Genomic DNA, 20090 nt, shown 5'->3' on the forward strand with positions numbered 1-20090 from the left:
ATCCGTGAGCACAGCTGACTGACGGAGAGGGGCGGGTGTGTCCCGTCCCTCTCCTCACGCCCATTAGAATTTGACCCAACACCCGGCCATACCGCCGGGTGGTGACCCGAGGAGCCACCATGGCTGCTGAGCTGCACGTCGAGCTGGTCGCGGCGGACCGGAATGTCTGGTCCGGCGAGGCCACCCTGGTTGTCGCCCGCACCACGTCCGGCGACATCGGCGTCATGCCCGGTCACCAGCCGCTTCTCGGTGTGCTGGAATCGGGCCCGGTGACCATCCGTACCAGCGGGGGCAACACTGTTGTCGCCGCGGTGCACGGCGGATTCATCTCGTTCGCGGACAACAAGTTGTCGCTGCTGGCCGAGATCGCCGAGCTTGCCGACGAGATCGATGTCGAGCGGGCGGAGCGGGCACTGGAGCGCGCGAAGGCGGAGACCGATTCGGTCTCCGAGCGTCGCGCCGATGTCCGGCTGCGCGCGGTTTCGGGGCGCTGAGCCCCGGTACTGGTAAGAGTTTCAAACCTCAGCCGCGGCCTGTTCCGGAATTTTCCGGACCGGGTCGCGGCTGAGGCGATACGGGTCCCCCAGACTCCGTCTGGCAGGAACGCTGTCGTTTGGGTCTATTCGATGAGCGAGGAGGTCGGTGAAAGATGCTCCTCGCTCTGCTTGTGAGCGGCCTGGTCGTCGTAGCCCTGGTGGTGATCGGGCTGTTTGTGTTCGGTCTGCGCCGCAGGCTGATCCAGCGCTCCGGCGGCACCTTCGACTGCAGCATGCGCTGGGGCGTGTCCGAGGAACCCGACGTCTCCGGCAAGGGCTGGGTGTACGGGGTCGCGCGCTACAGCGGCGACCGCATCGACTGGTTCCGCGTCTTCAGCTACTCCCCGCGGCCGCGCCGGCTGCTGGAGCGGTCCTCCATCGAGGTCATCGCCCGCCGTGCGCCCGAGGGCGAGGAGGAGCTGGCCCTGCTCTCCGACGCCGTCGTACTCTGCTGCGCGCATCGCGGTACCCGTCTGGAGCTGGCGATGAGCGATGACGCGCTGACCGGTTTCCTGGCCTGGCTGGAGGCGGCTCCGCCCGGCCAGAGGGTGAACGTGGCCTGAGGCCCCCCGGGGCCGAGCCGTGCGAGCGGCGCGTGCAGACGGAGAAGCCGGGGAGACGGGGGCGGACCCGTTTCCCCGGCTTCGGTCTGTCTACTGCAGTCCGCTGTGGATCGCGGAGGCGAGCTCACCGTTCGTGGTGTCGCCGCTGAACTCCCAGAAGAAGGCGCCCTTGAGGCCCTGCTGCTTGGCCCAGGTCATCTTCCCGGCGATGGTGGCGGGGGTGTCGTAGCTCCACCAGTTGCTGCCGCACTTGGCGTAGGCGGTGCCGGCGACGGTGCCGGTCGCCGGGCAGCTGCTCTTGAGCACCTTGTAGTCCTCGATGCCCTGCTCGTACGTGCCGGCGGCCGGGCCCGTGGCGGTGCCGCCGGGGGCGGCCTGGGTGACGCCGGTCCAGCCGCGGCCGTAGAAGCCGATGCCGAGGTTGAGCTTGGAGCCGCCGATGCCCTTGCCCTTGAGCTTGGTGATGGCGGCCTCGGAGTTGAACCCGGCGGTCGGGATGCCGCTGTACGACGTGAGCGGGGAGTGCGGGGCCGTCGGGCCCTGCGCCGCCCAGGCGCCGAAGAAGTCGTAGGTCATCACGTTGTAGAAGTCGACGTACTGCGCCGCGCCCGCGTAGTCGGCCGCGTCCAGCTTGCCTCCGTTGGAGCCGTCGGCGGAGATGGCGGCGGTGACCAGGTTGCTCGCGCCGAACTTGGTGCGCATGGCCTGCATCATGTTCTTGATGGAGGCCGCTCCGCTGGTGTCGCAGGTCAGGCCGCAGGCGTTCGGGTACTCCCAGTCCAGGTCGATGCCGTCGAAGACGTCGGCCCAGCGCGGGTCCTCGACCAGGTCGTAGCAGGACTGGGCGAAGGCGGCCGGGTTCTGTACGGCCTGGCCGAAGCCGCCGGACCAGGTCCAGCCGCCGAAGGACCACAGCACCTTGATGTTGGGGTACTTCTTCTTCAGCTCGCGCAGCTGGTTGAAGTTGCCGCGCAGCGGCTGGTCCCAGGTGTCGGCGACGCCGTCGACGCTCTGGTCGGCGGTGTAGGCCTTCTCGTAGTCGGCGTAGGAGTCACCGATGGTGCACTTGCCGCCCTGGACGTTGCCGAAGGCGTAGTTGATGTGGGTGATCTTCGCGGCGCTGCCCGAGGTGACCAGGTTCTTCACGTGGTAGTTGCGGCCGTAGACGCCCCAGTTCGTGAAGTAGCCGAGCTTGACCGGGCCGCCCGGCGGCGGGGGATCGACGACTCCGCCGGTGGTGGTCACCGAGAGGACGCCGGAGGAGGGTCCGGTCTGGTCGATGGTGTCGCGGGCGGTGACCGTGTAGGTGTAGGCCGTGCCCTTGGTCAGGCCCGAGTCGGTGTACGACGGGGTGGTGACGGTGGCGATCTTCGTGCCGCCGCGGAAGACGTCGTAGTTCTTGACGCCCTTGTCGTCGGTGGCCGCGGCCCAGCCGAGGGTCAGCCCGGTGTCGGTGACGCCGCTGGCCGTGGGGGTGCCGGGAGCGCTGGGCGGGTTGTCGGTGGGGTTGGTGCCGCCGTCGCAGCTGCCGCCGTTGATCTTGCAGCCGCTGGGAGCGCCGGAGCCCGTGCCGTTGAAGCCGAAGCTGACGGTGGCACCCGGGGCGAGGGTGCCGTTCCAGCCGACGTTCTTGCCGGTCCAGTGGGTGCCCGAGCTGGTGACGGTGGCGTCCCAGGCGGAGGTGACGGCGGTGCCGGCCGGGTAGTCCCACTCCACGGTCCAGCTGCTGAGGGTGGTCGTGCCGGTGTTCTTCACCGTCCACTTGCCCTCGAAGCCGGAGCCCCAGTCGGAGACCTTGGTGTACGTCGCGGTGGCGGAGGCGGCTGCCTCGGCGGGACCGGCGATGGCCACGAGTCCGGCGACGGGCAGGGTGAGGACGGCCAGTGCGGCCGCGACTCTTCGAAACAGCGATGCGCGTCGTGGGGGTGCTGTGCTCAAGGGTTGCTCCTCCGAGGTCCGCAGGGGACGTGGGGACGTCCGCTGCATGGGGGTGGGACCTGCGCCGCCCGTGAGCCTGCCGTATGACGTCTTCTTGTCATGGCACGCTCACCACAGTTGTGCGTGAGAGTAGAAAGGTCTGGACCAACCGTCAAGAGGTCCAGACCTCCCTGAGCACCTCGGGCACATTTCCAGCCGGATTCCCCCCTAGATCCCCAACTCCTGCGCCAGCACCGCCGCTTGGACCCGGCTGCGCAGCTCCAGCTTGCCCAGCACCCGGCTGACGTGGGTCTTCGCCGTCGCCTCCGCCATCTCCAGGCGCACCGCGATCTCCGCGTTCGACAGACCCTCGCCCAGGCACCCCAGCACCTCCCGCTCGCGCGGGGTCAGGGATTCCACCGTGGCCGGCACGGGCACCCGTACGGGCCGCGGGTCCGCGAACTCCGCGATCAGCCGCCGGGTCACCGCCGGGGCGATCAGGCCCTCCCCGCGCGCGACGGTCCGTACCGCACCGATCAGCTCCGCCGCGTCCGCGTCCTTCAGCAGGAAGCCCGACGCGCCCGCGCGCAGCGCGCCGAAGACGTACTCGTCCAGGTCGAAGGTGGTGAGGACGAGGACGTCGGCCCAGCCCTCCGCGACCACCCGGCGGGTCGCCGAGACCCCGTCCAGGATCGGCATCTGCACGTCCATCAGCACCACGTCGGGCCGCAGCTCGCGGGCCAGGCGCACGGCCTCCTCCCCGTCCGCGGCCTCGCCCGCCACCTCGATGTCGCCGGCGCTGTGCAGGATCAGGACCAGCCCGGCCCGTACCGCGCTCTGGTCCTCCGCCACCACGACCCTGATCGTCACGTCCGTACCGCCTCTTCTTCCACGGGCAGCGTCGCCCGGACCCGCCAGACCGCGTCCGCGCGGCCCGCTTCGAATGCTCCGCCGAGCAGTTCCGTCCGCTCGCGCATGCCGATCAGGCCGGCGCCGGAGCCGGGTGCGCGGGGGCCGGTGCGTTCCCCGTAGGGGGAGTCGACCACGACGTGCAGCGCGCCGCCCCGCCCCCTGACCCCGCCCGCGGGGCGGTCGCGGGCCAGGCGGACGGTGACCGTGCCGGGGACGGCGTGCTTGAGGGCGTTGGTCAGCGACTCCTGGACGATCCGGTACGCCGCCAGCTCCACCGGGGCGGGCAGCGGCTCGCGGATCCGTCCGGCCTCCGCGGATCCTGCGGGCCGGTCGTCGAGGAGCACGAAGTCCAGCCCGCTCGCGGCCCCGTTCGTACGCGCCTGTTCCAGCAGGGCGTCCAGCCCGTCCAGCGAAGGCGTGGCGACGGCCTCCTGTCCGGCGCCCGCGTCCCGCAGCAGTCCGATCAGACGGCGCATCTCGGCGAGGCCCTGGACGCTGTTCTGCCGGATCACCCCGAGCGCCTCCCGGCTGGTGGCGGGGGAGTCGATGGAGAGCGCGGCCGTGGAGTGGATGGCGATGGCGGAGAGGTGGTTGGCCACCATGTCGTGCAGTTCCCGGGCCATCCGGGCCCGCTCGGCGACCACCGCCTGCGACCGGTCCATTTCGGCCAGCAGCGCGGTCTGCTCGGCGCGCAGCCGGGCGGCCACGGCGGCCTCCCGGTGGTTGCGCAGGGTGGCACCGGTCAGTGCCGGGCCGAAGCTCACGATGCCGGTGACCACGCCGATCAGCAGCGCCTGCGGGGTGCGCAGCCAGGCCACGGAGGCGATGGTCACGGCGACGGTGATCAGGCCGGTGGTCACCGGGAGGTGGCGGGCCATGGCCGGTTTTCCGTAGACGACGGCCGCGTACATCAGGTCGGTGAAGATCAGGACGGTGGCCAGGCTCCCCACGGTGAACTGGTCGGCGATCAGCCCCGCGGTGCCGACCGCCAGGGTCACCCGGGGCATGCTGCGGCGCAGCAGCTCCATCGCGCCGAGGGCGAGGAGCGGGACCAGGGCCGCCCAGGCCGGGAACAGGTCCCGGGTGGGGGAGCTGTACACCCCGAGCGACCACAGGAGCAGGCCGGCGGCCACGCTGACCACGGCGAGCAGGACGTCGTCGCGGTGCGGTGGCGGGATCTGGAGGGTCACGGACCCATCCAACAGGGTGCGTCCGCGGCGGGCGTCGCCATCGCGGCCGCCTTTTTGGACGGGTCCGTACATCGAAGGATGCAGGGCGGCCCCGCGGCATTCGTCATCGGCGACGAGGAATCGGTGCGCAGCGGGCGGGAAGCTGGAGGCATCCCCCACCGCAGGAACGGAGACTCCCGTGCTCGTCACCCTGATCATCGCCTGTGAAGTCGGCTTCTGGGTCCTGCTGGCCGGCGGCCTGGCCCTGCGCTACCTCGCGAAGATGCCGAAGACCGGCGCGGCCGTCCTGCTGTGCGAGCCGCTCCTGGAACTGGTGCTGCTGGCGGCCACCGCGGCGGACCTTCGCGGCGGCGCGGAGCCGGACTGGAAGCACGGCCTCGCCGCGCTGTACCTCGGCTACACCGTCGCCTACGGGCACTACACCGTGCGCTGGCTCGACGGCCACGCCGCGTACCGGCTGGCCGGGGGGCCGAAGCCGGCCGGCGCCGGCTACGGCGGGGCGCGGGCCGTCCACGAGTGGAAGCTGGTCGCGCGGACCGTCCTCGCGGCGGCCGTCGCCGCCGGCCTGCTGCAGGCCGCGATCTGGTACGTCGGCGGTTCGGGCGACACCACCGTGCTGCGCGGATGGCAGCTCGCGTCCCTGCGGGTGGTCGGCATCCACGCCCTGATCGCCCTCGCCTACACGGTGTGGCCGAAGCGGGCACCGGCCGGGGCCGGCCTGCGGGGCTCCGCGGACGCGGACGCGCCCTAGGGTGCGAGCGGACGTACAGCGCTGCGGCAGTCGGCTGGTTCGCGGCCGACCCGGTGGCGCGGGCCGGACGGCCCCGGTGCGGGAGCTGATGGGCCATCACCTGTCACTCGCCCGTCGCTCACGGAGTTCCCCCTGCCCGTAGCGGGCAGCTTCCCCACGGGCATCGCGCTCGGCGCCGACCGGATCGGGCGGACCACCCCGACGGGGAGGTCACCGAGTTCCCGGCGGGGCGTTCTAGCGGTCGCCGCCCGGGACCCACAGGACGTCGCCGACCTCCTTGTTGGCCGTTCGGGCCAGGATGAAGAGGAGGTCGGAGAGGCGGTTGAGGTACGTGGCCGTCAGCGGGTTCATGACCTCGCCGTGCGCCTCCAGGGCCGCCCACGTGGAGCGCTCGGCGCGCCGGACCACCGTGCAGGCCTGGTGAAGGAGGGCCGCGCCGGGGGTGCCGCCGGGGAGGATGAAGCTGCGGAGCTTCTCCAGCTCGCCGTTGAAGAGGTCGCAGTCGGCCTCCAGCTTGTCCACGTAGAACTGCTCGACGCGCAGCGGCGGGTACTCGGGGTTCTCGACCACCGGGGTGCAGAGGTCGGCGCCCACGTCGAACAGGTCGTTCTGCACACGGACCAGGACCTTCACGACATCGGCGGGCAGCGAGCCGAGCGCGATCGCCGTCCCGATGGCCGCGTTGGCCTCGTTGGCGTCGGCGTACGCCGAGATCCGCAGATCGGTCTTGGCCGTGCGGCTCATGTCGCCGAGCGCGGTCGTGCCCTTGTCGCCGGTGCGGGTGTAGATGCGCGTGAGGTTCACCATGCCGCCAGCTTAGGGCGTGCCTCTCGGATCAGGCCGGATCGGAGTGGTACGTCCTGATGCGGGCCAACTGCGGCCCCCCGCCGCACTGCTGGGCCGTCCCGGTGTGATGTCCGTCATCTGAGACGTGACGCGTGTTACTTCGCGGTCACTCCGCCCCTCGCGGACGCTAGTCTCCGCCGGAGAACGAACGAGGCTGTGCCGTATCCGAGGCCGTGTCCTAGGGAAGAACGTGGGGTGTGCAGTGGCTGGGAAGCTCGCCGTCATCGGTGCCGGACTGATGGGTTCCGGAATCGCGCAGGTCTCCGCTCAGGCGGGTTGGGACGTCGTGCTGCGCGACGTGACCGATGCCGCTCTGACGCGCGGTACGGACGGGATCAAGGCCTCGTACGACAGGTTCGTCGCCAAGGGCAAGCTGACGGCCGAGGACGCCGAAGCCGCGCTCGCCCGCATCACCACGACCACCGAGCTGGAAGCCGTCTCCGACGCCGACATCGTCGTCGAGGCCGTCTTCGAGAAGCTTGAGGTCAAGCACGAGATCTTCCGCGCGCTCGACAAGCTCGTGCGCGAGGACGCCATCCTCGCCTCGAACACCTCCGCCATCCCGATCACCAAGATCGCGGCCGTCACGGAGCGCCCGGAGCGGGTCGTCGGCGCGCACTTCTTCTCGCCCGTCCCGATGATGCAGCTGTGCGAGCTGGTGCGCGGCTACAAGACGAGCGACGAGACCCTCGCCACCACCCGGGCGTTCGCCGAGTCCGTCGGCAAGACCTGCATCGTCGTCAACCGCGACGTCGCCGGCTTCGTGACGACCCGTCTCATCTCCGCGCTCGTCGTCGAAGCCGCGAAGCTGTACGAATCGGGCGTCGCGTCGGCCGAGGACATCGACATCGCCTGCAAGCTCGGTTTCGGGCACGCGATGGGCCCGCTGGCCACCGCGGACCTCACGGGCGTCGACATCCTGCTGCACGCCACCAGCAACATCTACACGGAATCGCAGGACGAGAAGTTCGCGCCGCCGGAGCTGATGCGCCGCATGGTGGACGCGGGCGACATCGGCCGGAAGAGCGGTCAGGGCTTCTACAAGCACTGAGCGCCAGTTCGAATGCCCGCACCCGACAGGGTGAATTAGGTATCGGTTCGCTCACGGTCGGCAACTTCCCTGCCCCTGAAGCAGTCAGTTGCAGTGAGAGTTGCCGACCACGGACCAGTCGGACCATACGCAATCAGTACCGCGCTGCCGGGAGTACACATGCACATCAGGGGCGACCACGCCGAACTCGCTGTCGGGGGTCGCCTCGACGTGCGCAGCGCGGCGGACGCCCGTACGGTCCTGCACACCGCCCTGGACGACGGCCACGGCGACCTCGTGCTGGACCTCACCGGGCTCGACTCCTGGGACGCGACGGGCCTCGGCGTGATCATGGGAGCCCACCGCCGGGCCGGCCGGACCGGCCGGCGCCTCGTCCTGCGCGGGGTCCCGCCCCAGATGCAGCGGCTGCTCGTGGCCACCCGGCTGCACCGGATCCTCGCGATCGAGGGCGGACTGGAAGCGGAGTCACTGCCGCGCGCGTGACGTCCCCGGGCCGTTCACGTGTCGACCAGGCCTGATTCACGGGGCCTGCGCAAACGTAACGGTCCGGTGGTGAAGGCACCCCTGCGGTTCCCGCCCCGCCGGGCACGGTCTAGGGTTCGGGCGGAAACCGGACCAGTAGCGACAGCGGCGTGTGCGAAGGCCGGGCGGGACGACGGCGCACGGCGCGATCGGGGGACTTGGTCATGGACCGCAGCAGCACACAGGGGCAGGCCGATCCGGTGGATCAGCCGGCGCGCGTGGTGACACTGATCTCCGGGGACCTCACCCTCACCGTGAACCCCGTCGACGGCAGCGAGATCGTCAAGACGCACCGCCCGGGCGGCGAACCCGCCCCCGTCCCCGTCAAGCGCACCGCCGCCGCCCGCGCCTCCCGCGCCGCCGCCGCGCGGCCGCCCGTACCGCCGGGCGCCCCGGACGGTGCGCGGCCGCTGCTGGGCCGCGAGGAGGAGCGCGAGCGCCTCGTACGCCTCCTCGCGCGCGGCCGCTCCGTACGGCTGACCGGCCCGTCCGGATCCGGGCGCACCGCTCTCCTCGACGCGGTCGCCGAGGCCTGCGCGGACCTCGCGCCCGACGGGGTCGTACGGCTCTGCGGGCACGGACACCAGCAGCCCGGCGAGCTGCTCCAGGCGCTGTACGCCACCGTGTACGAGGCTCCGGCCGAACGCCCCGACCGGGCCGGACTCCTCGCCCGGGTGGCGGAGATAGGCGCCGTCGTCCTCGTCGACGACCTCGACATGGGCGGCACCGCCCTCGACGAACTGCTGCGGGCCACGCCGGAGTGCGCGTACCTGCTGGCCGCCACCCCCGACACCCGGTCCCCCTCCGACGACTCGCACCTCGAAGAGGTCTTCCTCGGCGGGCTGGCCCGCGCCGACTGCACGGCCCTGCTCGAAGCGGGCGCCGGACGGGCGCTGACGGACGAGGAAACCGCCTGGGCCGGAGACCTGAGCTTCGCCTCCGAGGGGCTGCCGCTGCGCTTCGTGCAGGCCGCCGCGCTGCTGCGGCAGCGCGACGAGCTCAACCGGACCGGCCTGTTCGACGAGGACGACGAGGACGAGGAGCCCGGCGTCTTCGAGGAGAAGCCGCGCGACACCGTCTTCGTGCCGCTGCCGACGCTGGCCGAGGGCGCCGCTCCGGCGGAGCTGCTCGCCTCGCGGGTCAGCGAGTCGGCGCGGGCCGCGCTGCGGATCGCCTGCGCCCTGGGCGGGGAGCTGCCGCACCACGCCCACCTGCCCGCGCTGGTCGGCGACACCCACGCCGACACGGCCGTCTCGGAACTCCTCGACTGCGGGCTGCTGAGCCCCGTCGGGACGCGCTACCGGCTGGCCGCGGGGGTCGTACGGCAACTGGAGGAGACCGGCTACGGGGACACCGCGGCCGAGGAGGCCCGTACGGCCGCCCGGCACTACGCCTGGTGGACCGGGCACACCTCGGTCAGCCCCGAGCGGGTCGCGGCGGAGGCCGACGCGGTGCTCGCGGCGCTGGCCGGGGCCGATGTGGTCGCTGCGGTACTGCTGGCCCGGACGGCGGCCCCGGCATTCGCGGCCTCGCTGCACTGGGAGGCCTGGGAGCGGGTGCTGCGCGCGGGCGCGGAGGCCGCGCGGAAGGCCGGCGAGGTCGCGGAGCAGGCGTACTTCCACCACGAGCTGGGCGTACTGGCCCTGTGCGAGGGCCGGCTCGACCGGGCCCGGGCCGAACTGGAGGCCTCGATCGGGCTGCGCGGCGCGCTGGCCGACAAGCGGGGGACCGTGGCCGGACGGCGGGCACTGGCCCTGGTCACCGACCGGGAGGCGGCGGAGGTCCAGGTATCGCCGCCGCTGCGACTTGCTCCGCCGGCCGTGGCTGCGGCCGCGGGCGGGGGTGGGGGAGTCGCGAGGCTGACGGGGCCGGGTCAGCCGGTCGCGGGTGCCGCCCCTGGTGCTCCTGCCCTCCCGTCGGGTCCCGGTGCTCCGGGCAAGCCGCCGGCTCCGGGCGGTGCCGGGACTCCGGCGGCTCCTGGCCTTCCCGGGATTCCTGGGGCTGCGGGTGCTGCCGGTGCTGCCAGTGCTGCCGGTGCTGCGGGGCTTCTTAGCGCAGCCGGGACTCCGCTGCCTCCTGCGGCTGCCGAGGCCCCGCTGTTTCCCGGGATTCCGGGCGGTCCTGGGGCCGTCGGGGCTCCTGGAACCCCGCTGGCACCTGGTGTTCCTGGCGCTGCCGGGGCTCCCGGGACTCCGCTTGCTCCTGGGATTCCCGGCGGTCTTGGGGCCGTCGGGGCTGCTGGGACCCCGCTTGCTCCCGGGGCTCCGCTTGCTCCTGGGGTTCTCGGCGGTCCCGGGGTTGGCAGTCCTGGAGTGGCACCCGGTGTTCCCGGGGCTGCCGGGACTCCGCTTGTTCCGGGGGTTCTTGGCGGTCCTGGGACCATCGGGGCTGCTGGGACTCCGATGGCACCCGGTGTTCCCGGGGCTGCCGGGACTCCGCTTGCTCCAGGGGTTCTTGGCGGTCCTGGGGTCATCGGGGCTCCTGGCACTCCGCTGGCACCTGGGGCTCCCGGGACTCCGCTTGCTCCCGGCGTTCCTGGGCCGGCCGGGGCTCCGCTGCTTCCTGGGGGGCGCCGGGTTCCGGGCGCTCCCGGTGTTTCCGCTGCTGCCGGGAATCCGTTGGCTGCCGGTGCTGCCGGTGCTGCCGGTGCTGCCGGTGCTGCCGGTGCTGCCGGTGCTGCCGGTGCTCTGCCGGCTGCCGGGGCGCCCGGTGCTCCTGTCGGCCCGGGGACTCCGTCCGCTCCCGGGGCTCTCAGTGCTCCGGTGGTCCCCTCGCCCCCCGTGACGCGGGCGACCCTGTCGAAGCCCCTCGCCACCCCGGCGTCCGAGCGGGCGGCGACGCCGGCTCAGGACGCTTTCACGACGGTGGTGCCCGCGGTGGCGCCGGCGGGCTCCGTCGCGCCCTCGACCCTGGCCGAGGTGTTCGAGGACGCCTTCCCCCTCAGCCCCGAGCCGGCCCCCGGGCCCCGGGCGCTGCCCGAGCCGAAGCCGAAGCCGAAGCCGAAGGCCGGCCGCAAGCCGCTGCTGCTGGCCGCGGCCGGGGCGGTGACCGTCGTAGTGCTGGGCACGGTGGTCGCCCTGGCGATGACCACCGAGGACGAGGCGCCGCCGGCGCAGGCGCCGGCGGTCTCCACGGCCCCGAGCTCGGAGGACGCGCAGTCGCAGCCGAGTACGCCCGATCCGAGCGGAGACGGTCCCTCGGCGGAGCCGGCAGCCTCGTCCCCCACCACGCAGGCGCCGGGCACGACCCCGTCGCCGCGCAAGTCCCCCTCGGCCAAGCCGACGTCGACCCCGCAGACGTCGAGCCCGGCGAACCCGCCGCCGTCGTCATCGACGAGCTCGGCCCCGTCGGAGAGCACCCCGCCGGCCTCCTCGAGCCCCTCCGCGTCCGTCTCCGTCTCGCCGAGCGCCACGCACACGGAGCCGACCGAGGAACCGGAGACCACCACGGGCGGCCCGGGCGGGACGGAGAACACGGCCCCCTGAGGGCCCGTTCACGCCGCCGGGGCGGTCGGCCAGTCGCCGCCGCCCCGCTCCCCCCGCTCCGCCGCCTAGAACAGGCGGAGCTTGTCGTCCTCGATGCCGCGCATCGCGTTGTAGTCGAGGACGACGCAGTCCATGCCGCGGTCGTTCGCCAGGACCCGGGCCTGGGGCTTGATCTCCTGGGCCGCGAAGACGCCCTTGACCGGCGCCAGGTGCGGGTCGCGGTTCAGGAGTTCCAGGTAGCGGGTGAGCTGCTCGACGCCGTCGATCTCGCCGCGGCGCTTGATCTCCACCGCCACCGTCGCGCCGGCGGCGTCCCGGCACAGGATGTCGACCGGTCCGATCGCGGTCATGTACTCGCGGCGGATCAGCGTGTAGCCCTCGCCGAGGGTGTCGATCCGGTCGGCCAGGAGCTCCTGCAGGTGGGCCTCGACCCCGTCCTTGATCAGACCCGGGTCGATCCCCAGCTCGTGCGAGGAGTCGTGGAGGACTTCCTCCATGGTGATGATGAGCTTCTCGCCAGCCTTGTTGACGACGGTCCAGACGCCGGCGTCGTCACCGGTCCCCTCCTTGAGGGTGCACGGCGGCGACATCCAGTTGAGCGGTTTGTACGCTCGGTCGTCCGCGTGGATCGAGACACTGCCGTCGGCCTTCACGAGGATCAGACGGGGTGCCGAGGGCAGATGGGCGGTGAGCCGGCCCGCGTAATCGACGGAGCAGCGGGCAATGACGAGACGCATGGTCGGCAACGCTACTCGACCGACGGGCCTGCACGCGATTCGCCCCCGAAAGCCCCGTTCGAGGATGGCGCGTTGTATGCGCATTCTCCTGGTGCGGTACCCACCGGGCGCCTACCGTGGTGAGCGGGAGGTTGCGACACGTGCACGCTGCGTCGCGATCTCCCTCCCTGCCCGTAAGGCTCCGGCAACCCAATCGGCCGGAGTCGCGAGAGGAGAACCCATGTCGCTCGACGTCTCACCGGCCCTACTCGAACAGGCCGAGCGAGGCGAGGTCGACGAAGCGGCTTTCGTCGACTGCGTCCGGACCTCCCTGCCCTACGCATGGGAGATGATCAGTTCGCTGGTGGCCCAGCTCAAGGTGGACGGCGGACAGTTCGCCGACAACCAGACGCCGCCGCCGGACGAGCAGGCGCGTGGCCAGCTGCTGCGCGCCCTCGCGAGTGACGCGATACGGGGTGCGCTGCAGCGCCACTTCGGAGTGCGCCTGGCATTCCAGAACTGCCACCGGGTAGCGGTGTTCCCGCTGGACTCCTCGGTGGACGACCGGCTGGCCAAGTTCACTTCGATCCGTGGTCAGCTGCTCAACCAGTCGCCCGAAATGCGCGACTGTTAGCAGGAAGACCGCACCACCGGCACGTCCGCACCACCCGCACGTCCGCACCGCCGTACGACCGTATCGCCGCACGACCGGTACCTCGCTGCCGCTCCGGTGCCCACGGAGCGGCAGCCCTGGTCTCACCCGAGCCGGGGGACCACCTCGGCGCCGAGGCGCCGGAGGTTCTCCTCCGTCGCGGCGAGGTCGCCCGATCCCTCCGTCAGCAGGGCGAACCGCGTGATGCCCGTGCGCTCCGACGTGGCCGCCAGCCGGTCGGCCGCCAGTTCGGGCGTGCCCACGGGGTGCAGATCACACAGCAGCTCGGTGTACGCGACCGGGTCGCGCATCGCCCGCTGCCGTCCGTCCACCGTGACGTGTGCGTCCAGGCCCTGCTTGAGCCAGCCCGGCATCGCCTTCAGCAGCGTTTCCCGGGCGTCCGCCGTCCGGTCCGCCAGCTGACAGACCCCGGCCGACACGTGTCCGGCCTCGGGCGAATGACCCGCGGCCCGCGCCGTACGCCGCCACAGCTCGACCATGGCGGCCTTGTCCTCGTCCCCGCAGTGCATGCCCAGCAGCATCGGCAGTCCGCGCTCCGCGGCCAGCCGTACCGAGGAGGGAGAGGTGCAGGCGACGATCAGTTCCGGCCCAGTCCCGTCCCCGTCCAGCGACTCCGACGCCCGCGGTACGACGGCCACTTCGCGGAAGCCGTACCGGCCGCCGGCCGTCGCCCCCGGTACCCGTGGTACCCCCACGCGCGGCTCGGTCAACCAGCGGCGCAGCAGGTCCAGGTCTTCCGGGAAGCGGTTCTCGTACGCGTCGAGCCCCCCGCCGAAGACCTCCAGGTCCACCCAGGGACCGCCCCGGCCGACCCCGAGGGTGAACCGCCCCTCCGAGGTCAGGTGCAGCAGGGCCGCCTGCTCGCCCAGGGCCACCGGGTGGGTGCTCGGCAGCACGCTCACCGCCGTGCCCACCCGCAGCCGCCGGGTGCGTCCCAGCATCAGGGCCGCCAGCGTCACCGCGGACGGGCAGACCCCGTACGGGACGAAGTGGTGCTCGGCGAGCCAGACGGAGTCGAGTCCGGCCTCCTCGGCCACCTCGGCGGTCCGCACCGCCCGGTGCAGTGCCTCGCCCTGTCCCTGGCCCGGGAACTGGGCGGCCAGTACAAATGCTCCTACGCGCATCGCCTTTAGCCTCCTCGCGGCTGACGCGGCCTCCCCCAGGCGGACCGTTTTCCTCATCGGCAACAACGTCTGACACGTGCCAAAGGCACGGCCTGACCGGAAAGTTATTGGGATTGTCAGGCCAGTCGCGCCAACCGGCTGTCCAGCACTACGGTCGTCTTCGGCCACCCTGCGGGTACCCCGTCTCGCTGCGCGTAGTCTGGGAGAAAGTCACTGCCGTCCGCCCATCCGTGAGGTATACGTGTCCCCGCGCCACAACCGCCCCAGGGGCGGCGAGAATCCAGCCGATCGTTCGGACCAGGGCTCGGGCCCGGGCAGTCTGGACCGGTACGGCCTGGAGCGCACGGAGGAGTACCAGGGCGAGGACTGGAAGGTCCGGCACGTCGCGGGCGCGAGTGCCCAGGGCAAGCGCTACCGCTGCCCCGGCTGCGACCAGGAGATCCCCTCCGGTACCCCGCACCTGGTGGCCTGGCCCGAGTACGGCGGGGTCGACGACCGCAGGCACTGGCACAAGGCCTGCTGGAACGCGAAGGACCGCCGCACCTCCAAGGTGCAGCGGTCCCGCAACGCTCCCAAGTACTAGCCGGCGCCGGCCGGGCGAACCCCTTACACGTCCCGGCGGCCGACCACCACGTACGAGGCGGCGACCGCGGCGCCCGTCACCAGCAGGATCAGCGCCATGTGGCTCAGGCTGCCCGGGATCACCATGCCGCCGGCCGCCGGGTCGGAGGCGTTGGTGGGCATGCCGAACAGCTCGATCATCGCCATCGGCGCGTTGTACTGGAGCAGGATCCGGCCGACCGGGGCGACGGCCTCCCAGATGCTGAGCACCGCCCCTATCACCGGCGGCAGCGTGACGACGCCGAGCATCACGGCGATCGCCCCCGCCGAGTGCCGCACCAGCGCCCCGACCGCCAGGGCCAGTACCCCGAGAAGGGTGACGTACGAACTGCCCACGAGTCCGGAGGCCCACTCGGAAGCCGGGTGCGGCCCGGCGTCGGGGCCGTCGCGCAGGATCGATGCGGAAAGCCCCACCAGGCAGACCGACCCGGCGGTGGTGAGGAACGCGGTGAGGCCGAAGACGAGGTACTTCGCGGTGAGCACCCGGTACCGGTCGGGCGCCGCCGTGAAGGTGGTGCGGACCAGGCCGGTGCCGTACTCGGACGTGATCGTCAGGACTCCGAGCACCATCACCGCGAGCTGCCCGACCAGGAGTCCGAAGAGGGCGGGGGCGATGAACGGCATCTGCTCGTAGTCCAGGGACCGGGTCTGCACGATGACCGTGCCGCCGATGCCGACGACGAGCAGCACCAGCGAGCCGAGCGTCCACATCGTGGAGCGCACCGAGGTCAGCTTCGTCCACTCCGAGGCCAGCGCGTGCCCCAGGTGCGGCCGGGGGGCCGGCAGCGGCGAGGTGTAGCCCGCCGGGCCCTGGTCCCCGGCGGTCGCGGTCGTCGGGGCGGTCATCGGGTGTCCTCGGGCTTCTGCGCGGGGGTGCGTACGGGGTCGGGGGAGTGCGGGGCTCCGGCGGAGTGCCCGGTACCGGGCGGGCGCTCGCTCTCGGGGCCGGCGAGCTCACCGGGGCTCCCGGGCATCAGGAACGGCCGGCCGCCGGTCCCGGGCGGCGGGGGCGCGAAGAAGCCCGCCTGCGGGACCTGGAGGGCCTCGGCCGCCTGCTCTTCCTCCCACTTCGGGACGCTCAGCGGTTCGGGCTCCCAGAGCTCCGCGCGCGGGTCCTCGGTGGACGTGTACTCGACGGAGGACTGGGTCATCCGCATGTAGGCCTCCTCCAGCGAGGCCCGGTGCGGCGACAGCTCCCACAGCCGTACGCCGACCGCGTGCGCGAGGTCGGAGATCTGCGGCAGCTCCAGCCCGGTCACCCGCAGCGCCCCGTCGGGCTCCCGCAGGACCCGGCCGCCGGCCTTGGTGAGGACGGAGCCGAGGGTGTCCCAGCCGCCCGGGTCGGTGTCGGCCGTGCGGACCCGGGCGAATCCGGCCGAATTGTGGGTGATGAAGTCCTGGGTGCCCATGTCGGCGAGAAGCCGGCCCCGGCCGATCACGATCAGGTGGTCGGCGGTCAGCGCCATCTCGCTCATGAGGTGGGAGGAGACGAAGACGGTGCGGCCCTCGGAGGCGAGCCGGCGCATCAGATTGCGGACCCAGAGGATGCCCTCGGGGTCGAGGCCGTTGACCGGCTCGTCGAAGAGCAGCACCTGGGGGTCGCCGAGCAGGGCGGTCGCGATGCCGAGCCGCTGGCCCATGCCGAGCGAGAAGCCCTTGGCACGCTGCCGGGCCACGTCCTGCAGGCCCACGACGCCCAGCACCTCGTCCACCCGCTTCTCGGGGATCCCGGAGAGCTGGGCGATCGACAGCAGATGGGTGCGGGCCCGGCGGCCGCCGTGGACGGCCTTGGCGTCGAGCAGGGCACCGACGTGCCGCTGGGCGTTCGGGAGCTCGCGGAAGGGCAGGCCGTTGATCGTGACCTGGCCGGCGGTGGGCCGGTCCAGGCCGACGATCATGCGCATGGTGGTGGACTTCCCGGAGCCGTTGGGCCCCAGGAATCCCGTCACGTGACCGGGCTTGACCTGGAAGGAAAGGTCGTCGACAGCGGTCTTCGCGCCGAAGCGCTTGGTCAGGCCGACTGCCTCGATCATCTTTGCTGCCCCTTGCCAGGCCGGGACGACTTTCGCCCGCGTAAGGGTTAAGAGGATATCCAGTCCCTTGCGGTTCCATGTCGTCCCGGACCCTGAGCTACCCCTGAGAACCGACCCGGGGATCCCCCGTAGTACCTCAGGCGTCCCTCTTCTTGAGGACCAGCAGGCCTCCGGCCACCGCGGCGAGCACCCACAGCACCATGATCCCGAAGCCGCCCCACGGGCCGTACGGGGTCTCGAAGGACCCGAGGGCGTCGGGCACGACCTGCATGATCCTCCCCCCGGCGATGCTCGGCAGGTACTGGCCGACCGTACGGGTCGCCTCGAAACCCACGAGGAGGTTCGAGACGATCAGGAAGAACGGGATCAGCACGCTGATGGCAGCGACCGAACTGCGCAGCATGGCCGCCACGCCCATGCAGAAGAGGGCCAGCAGTGCCAGGTACAGGCCGGCGCCGGTCACGGCGCGCAGTACGCCCTCCTCGCCGATCCCGATGCCGAGGTCGCCGAGGAGCGCCTGGGTGAGGAAGAACGACACGAAACTGGTCAGCAGCCCCACAACCAGGGCCAGCGCAGTCGCGACCGCCATCTTGCCGAGCAGGAAGTGCCCCCGGCGGGGTACGGCGGCCAGCGAGGTGCGGATCATGCCCGTGCTGTACTCGGTGCTCACGACCAGCACACCGAAGACGATCATGGCCAGCTGCCCGAGCTGCATGGAACTGAGGCTCGTCTGGGTGGGGTCGAAGGCGGCCCGCTGGGCCGCGTCCAGGTCGTTCGGGTCGAACGTGGCGCTGAACAGCACGGCGAACCCGACGGTGACGAGGAAGACGAGGGCGAGCGTCCAGCTGGTGGAGGCAACCGTGCGGATCTTGGTCCACTCGGACCGGAGGACGGCGGGGAAGGCGGACATGGTCACTTACCGCCCTTGCGCTGCGTCTCGAAGCCGGCGCCCCAGGCGGGTACGTCGGCCGGCCGGGTCGGGTTGTCCGCCGCCATGCCGGGTCCTGCCGGGAACCCGGCCGCCCCCGGTGCGTGGGCGTGGTACTCGACGGAATCCGCCGTCATGCGCATGAACGCTTCCTCCAGTGAAGCCCGCTGCGGGCTGAGTTCGTGCAGCACGATCTGGTGCTGGGCGGCCAGCTCGCCGAGCCGCTCCGACTCCACGCCGTCGATCTCCAGGGCGCCGGTGGCCGGGACGCTGATCGCGCCGATCCCGGCGTCGTGCAGGACGTCCTTCAGCCGTTCCTGCTGCGGCGTGCGGACGCGCACGTAACTGCGGGAGTTCTGCTGGATGAAATCGGCCATGGACAGGTCGGCCAGCAGTTTTCCCTGTCCGATGACGACCAAATGCTCTGCGGTCAGGGCCATTTCGCTCATCAGATGGGAAGAAACGAAGATCGTCCTTCCCTCCGCCGCGAGCCCCTTCATCAGATTGCGGATCCAGAGAATTCCCTCCGGGTCCAGACCATTGACGGGCTCGTCGAACATGAGGATCTCCGGGTCGCCGAGCAGCGCGGCGGCGATGCCGAGCCGCTGGCCCATACCCAGCGAAAATCCTTTCGACTTCTTCTTGGCGACGGGCGTCAGGCCCACCAGGTCCAGCACCTCCGCGACCCGGCTCTCGGGGATCCGGTTCGACTGCGCGAGGCAGAGCAGGTTGTTGTACGCGCTGCGGCCGCCGTGCATCGCCTTCGCGTCCAGCAGCGCACCGATGTACTTCAGCGGCTCCGGCAGGTCCCGGTAGTGCTTCCCGTCGATCCGGACCGTACCGCTGGTCGGGTTGTCGAGGTCGAGCATCATGCGCATGGTCGTGGACTTGCCCGCCCCGTTGGGGCCGAGGAAGCCGGTGACCACCCCCGGTCTGACCTGGAAGCTGAGGTGGTCCACGGCGGTCTTCGCGCCGAATCGTTTCGTAAGGCCCTCAAGCTCGATCATTCGGCCACGCTAGAACGCCCGAGGGCCCCACGCCACCTCTCACGGGTGACGAAGGGCCCTCGGTGTCGAAGCGGATTGTCGCCTTCCGCCAGCCGGTGTTGGAAGCCTTCCGGCGACTCGCGACTGTCGACTAGCGGCTCTGCTGCGCCGGAACGCCGCGGGTGACCGGCTCGTCGTCGATCGGCGCGGACGCGGCGGCGACCGCGGCGCCCGTCAGCGTCGCCAGCATCTCGCGGACGTTGGTGAGCTGCGCGTTGATCGAGTCGCGGCGGTTGGTGAGCGCCGCCAGCTCGCGCTCGGACTCGCTGCGGATCCGGTCGGCCTTGGCGTTGGCGTCGGCCACGATGTCCTCGGCCTGGCGCTGCGCGGTCTCCACGGTCTGGCGGGCGCGGCGCTCGGCGTCCGTACGGAGCTTCTCGGCCTCCAGACGGAGCTGCTCGGCGCGGTGCTCGATCTCCGCGAGACGCTTCTCGGCCTTGGCCTGACGGCCGGCCAGGTCGCGCTCGGACTGCTCGCGGCGCTTGGCCAGGTTGGTCTCGAAGTCCGCGGCGGCCTGGGCGGCCTTGGCGCGGGTCTCCTCGAAGAGCGCGTCCGCCTCCTCGCGCTTGGAGGCCGCGTCCTTCTGGGCCTCGGTGCGCAGGGATGCGGCGTCGCCCTTGGCCTTCTCGACGATCCGAACGCCCTCGTCCTCGGCGGTCGACTTGCGGTCGGCGGCGAACGACTCGGCGTCGTTGCGCACCTGCTGGGCTGCCGACTCGGCGAGCTCGCGGTGCTGCTCGGCCGCGCGACGGGCCTCCTCACGGAGGTCCTTCGCCTCCTCCTCGGCCAGGCGCAGGATCTTCTCGACCCGGGCACCGAGACCGGCGTACGACGGCTCGGCGTCGTTCACCTGAGCCTGGGCGTTCTGCGTCTCGAGGTGCAACTCCTCGATCCGCTTTTCCAGAGAGTTGATACGTCCGAGGGCGCTGTCACGGTCGGAGACCAGCTTGGTGATGCGGTCGTCCACCTGACCGCGGTCGTAACCACGCCGCACGAGCTCGAAGCCGAAGGGGGAGGATGTGTCGCTCATGGGGTTCCTGTCGAATGAGACCGATGAGGTGCTACGCGAGGTGTTAGGTGTTAAGGGGAATCCTAGGCGCCAAGGCGGCGTGTCATCGAGTCAATCCGCGTTTGATCTGGACAATGACACCCCTTTTGAGTGGCAAGGCGACAGAA

General features: G+C 71.6%; 18 protein-coding genes and 1 pseudogene. 8 read left to right on the forward strand and 11 right to left on the reverse strand.

Going from position 1 to position 20090, the window contains the following annotated elements; translation table 11 throughout:
• The first annotated feature begins 119 nt into the window (after positions 1–119).
• Complete coding sequence (locus tag AC6CKD_RS04255; protein ID WP_478688083.1) at positions 120–494, forward strand: F0F1 ATP synthase subunit epsilon; 375 nt, start codon at positions 120–122, stop codon at positions 492–494.
• A gap of 155 nt (positions 495–649) precedes the next feature.
• The gene (locus tag AC6CKD_RS04260) at positions 650–1099 is read left to right on the forward strand and encodes a DUF2550 domain-containing protein (protein WP_243336234.1); all 450 of its coding nucleotides are present in this window, start codon (positions 650–652) and stop codon (positions 1097–1099) included.
• A gap of 90 nt (positions 1100–1189) precedes the next feature.
• Here the strand turns inward: AC6CKD_RS04260 and AC6CKD_RS04265 are convergent, their stop codons facing one another.
• From AC6CKD_RS04265 to AC6CKD_RS04275, 3 genes are all read right to left on the reverse strand, one after another.
• Positions 1190–3085, reverse strand: coding sequence for a glycoside hydrolase family 18 chitinase (locus AC6CKD_RS04265; protein WP_498325190.1), 1896 nt, complete (start codon positions 3083–3085; stop codon positions 1190–1192).
• Positions 3086–3244: 159 nt separating this feature from the next.
• On the reverse strand, positions 3245–3886 hold the full coding sequence (locus AC6CKD_RS04270; protein ID WP_498325191.1) for a response regulator: 642 nt from the start codon (positions 3884–3886) through the stop codon (positions 3245–3247).
• Positions 3883–5130 carry a sensor histidine kinase gene (locus AC6CKD_RS04275; RefSeq protein ID WP_498325192.1) on the reverse strand — a complete coding sequence of 416 codons (1248 nt, stop codon included), beginning with the start codon at positions 5128–5130 and terminating at the stop codon, positions 3883–3885. The genes AC6CKD_RS04270 and AC6CKD_RS04275 overlap by 4 nt, the downstream gene beginning before the upstream one ends.
• A 166-nt stretch (positions 5131–5296) precedes the next feature.
• On the opposite strand from AC6CKD_RS04275, the gene AC6CKD_RS04280 reads away from it, so the two are divergent.
• Positions 5297–5869, forward strand: coding sequence for a hypothetical protein (locus AC6CKD_RS04280; protein ID WP_498325194.1), 573 nt, complete (start codon positions 5297–5299; stop codon positions 5867–5869).
• Between the two features lie 234 nt (positions 5870–6103).
• Here the strand turns inward: AC6CKD_RS04280 and AC6CKD_RS04285 are convergent, their stop codons facing one another.
• Entirely contained in the window at positions 6104–6676 is a 573-nt protein-coding gene (locus tag AC6CKD_RS04285; protein WP_389691944.1) for a cob(I)yrinic acid a,c-diamide adenosyltransferase, read from the reverse strand.
• A gap of 241 nt (positions 6677–6917) precedes the next feature.
• Between AC6CKD_RS04285 and AC6CKD_RS04290 the strand changes: the two genes are divergently transcribed.
• The 3 genes and pseudogenes from AC6CKD_RS04290 to AC6CKD_RS04300 form a co-directional block, all read left to right on the forward strand.
• Entirely contained in the window at positions 6918–7766 is an 849-nt protein-coding gene (locus tag AC6CKD_RS04290; RefSeq protein ID WP_498325195.1) for a 3-hydroxyacyl-CoA dehydrogenase family protein, read from the forward strand.
• Between the two features lie 159 nt (positions 7767–7925).
• Entirely contained in the window at positions 7926–8249 is a 324-nt protein-coding gene (locus tag AC6CKD_RS04295; protein WP_243336243.1) for an STAS domain-containing protein, read from the forward strand.
• Between the two features lie 203 nt (positions 8250–8452).
• Positions 8453–10534: pseudogene (locus AC6CKD_RS04300) on the forward strand (P-loop NTPase family protein); the annotation flags it as partial.
• Between the two features lie 1304 nt (positions 10535–11838).
• On the opposite strand, the gene nucS reads toward AC6CKD_RS04300, so the two are convergent.
• Positions 11839–12510: an endonuclease NucS gene (gene nucS, locus AC6CKD_RS04305; protein WP_498325196.1), complete on the reverse strand. Its 672-nt coding sequence runs from the start codon at positions 12508–12510 to the stop codon at positions 11839–11841.
• 220 nt (positions 12511–12730) lie between these two features.
• Here nucS and AC6CKD_RS04310 point away from each other — a divergent pair, with 220 nt between their 5' ends.
• The gene (locus tag AC6CKD_RS04310; protein WP_243336246.1) at positions 12731–13123 is read left to right on the forward strand and encodes an SCO5389 family protein; all 393 of its coding nucleotides are present in this window, start codon (positions 12731–12733) and stop codon (positions 13121–13123) included.
• 122 nt (positions 13124–13245) lie between these two features.
• Here the strand turns inward: AC6CKD_RS04310 and AC6CKD_RS04315 are convergent, their stop codons facing one another.
• The gene (locus tag AC6CKD_RS04315; RefSeq protein ID WP_498325198.1) at positions 13246–14286 is read right to left on the reverse strand and encodes an LLM class flavin-dependent oxidoreductase; all 1041 of its coding nucleotides are present in this window, start codon (positions 14284–14286) and stop codon (positions 13246–13248) included.
• Positions 14287–14527: 241 nt separating this feature from the next.
• Here AC6CKD_RS04315 and AC6CKD_RS04320 point away from each other — a divergent pair, with 241 nt between their 5' ends.
• Positions 14528–14869, forward strand: coding sequence for an Rv1322 family protein (locus AC6CKD_RS04320; protein WP_498325199.1), 342 nt, complete (start codon positions 14528–14530; stop codon positions 14867–14869).
• A 23-nt stretch (positions 14870–14892) separates the two neighbouring features.
• On the opposite strand, the gene AC6CKD_RS04325 is transcribed toward AC6CKD_RS04320, so the two are convergent.
• The 5 genes from AC6CKD_RS04325 to AC6CKD_RS04345 form a co-directional block, all read right to left on the reverse strand.
• Complete coding sequence (locus AC6CKD_RS04325) at positions 14893–15753, reverse strand: ABC transporter permease (protein WP_498325200.1); 861 nt, start codon at positions 15751–15753, stop codon at positions 14893–14895.
• Positions 15750–16940, reverse strand: a complete 1191-nt coding sequence (locus AC6CKD_RS04330; RefSeq protein ID WP_498325201.1) for an ABC transporter ATP-binding protein — start codon at positions 16938–16940, stop codon at positions 15750–15752. Before AC6CKD_RS04330 ends, AC6CKD_RS04325 begins: the two co-directional genes overlap by 4 nt.
• Positions 16941–17076: 136 nt before the next feature.
• On the reverse strand, positions 17077–17850 hold the full coding sequence (locus AC6CKD_RS04335) for an ABC transporter permease (protein ID WP_498325202.1): 774 nt from the start codon (positions 17848–17850) through the stop codon (positions 17077–17079).
• 2 nt (positions 17851–17852) lie between these two features.
• Entirely contained in the window at positions 17853–18875 is a 1023-nt protein-coding gene (locus AC6CKD_RS04340; protein ID WP_498325203.1) for an ABC transporter ATP-binding protein, read from the reverse strand.
• Positions 18876–19005: 130 nt separating this feature from the next.
• Positions 19006–19944 carry a coiled-coil domain-containing protein gene (locus tag AC6CKD_RS04345; RefSeq protein ID WP_243336252.1) on the reverse strand — a complete coding sequence of 313 codons (939 nt, stop codon included), beginning with the start codon at positions 19942–19944 and terminating at the stop codon, positions 19006–19008.
• Positions 19945–20090: the final 146 nt, after the last annotated feature.

Source organism: Streptomyces sp. GQ60, assembly GCF_059758875.1.

Coding starts and splice junctions, on each gene's coding strand:
- nucS (WP_498325196.1), bottom strand. CDS start 12,510: ATGCGTCTCGTCATTGCCCGCTGCTCCGTCGATTACGCGGGCCGGCTC.
- AC6CKD_RS04340 (WP_498325203.1), bottom strand. CDS start 18,875: ATGATCGAGCTTGAGGGCCTTACGAAACGATTCGGCGCGAAGACCGCC.
- AC6CKD_RS04265 (WP_498325190.1), bottom strand. CDS start 3,085: ATGCAGCGGACGTCCCCACGTCCCCTGCGGACCTCGGAGGAGCAACCC.
- AC6CKD_RS04330 (WP_498325201.1), bottom strand. CDS start 16,940: ATGATCGAGGCAGTCGGCCTGACCAAGCGCTTCGGCGCGAAGACCGCT.
- AC6CKD_RS04295 (WP_243336243.1), top strand. CDS start 7,926: ATGCACATCAGGGGCGACCACGCCGAACTCGCTGTCGGGGGTCGCCTC.
- AC6CKD_RS04255 (WP_478688083.1), top strand. CDS start 120: ATGGCTGCTGAGCTGCACGTCGAGCTGGTCGCGGCGGACCGGAATGTC.
- AC6CKD_RS04310 (WP_243336246.1), top strand. CDS start 12,731: ATGTCGCTCGACGTCTCACCGGCCCTACTCGAACAGGCCGAGCGAGGC.
- AC6CKD_RS04345 (WP_243336252.1), bottom strand. CDS start 19,944: ATGAGCGACACATCCTCCCCCTTCGGCTTCGAGCTCGTGCGGCGTGGT.
- AC6CKD_RS04315 (WP_498325198.1), bottom strand. CDS start 14,286: ATGCGCGTAGGAGCATTTGTACTGGCCGCCCAGTTCCCGGGCCAGGGA.
- AC6CKD_RS04260 (WP_243336234.1), top strand. CDS start 650: ATGCTCCTCGCTCTGCTTGTGAGCGGCCTGGTCGTCGTAGCCCTGGTG.
- AC6CKD_RS04335 (WP_498325202.1), bottom strand. CDS start 17,850: ATGTCCGCCTTCCCCGCCGTCCTCCGGTCCGAGTGGACCAAGATCCGC.
- AC6CKD_RS04285 (WP_389691944.1), bottom strand. CDS start 6,676: ATGGTGAACCTCACGCGCATCTACACCCGCACCGGCGACAAGGGCACG.
- AC6CKD_RS04325 (WP_498325200.1), bottom strand. CDS start 15,753: ATGACCGCCCCGACGACCGCGACCGCCGGGGACCAGGGCCCGGCGGGC.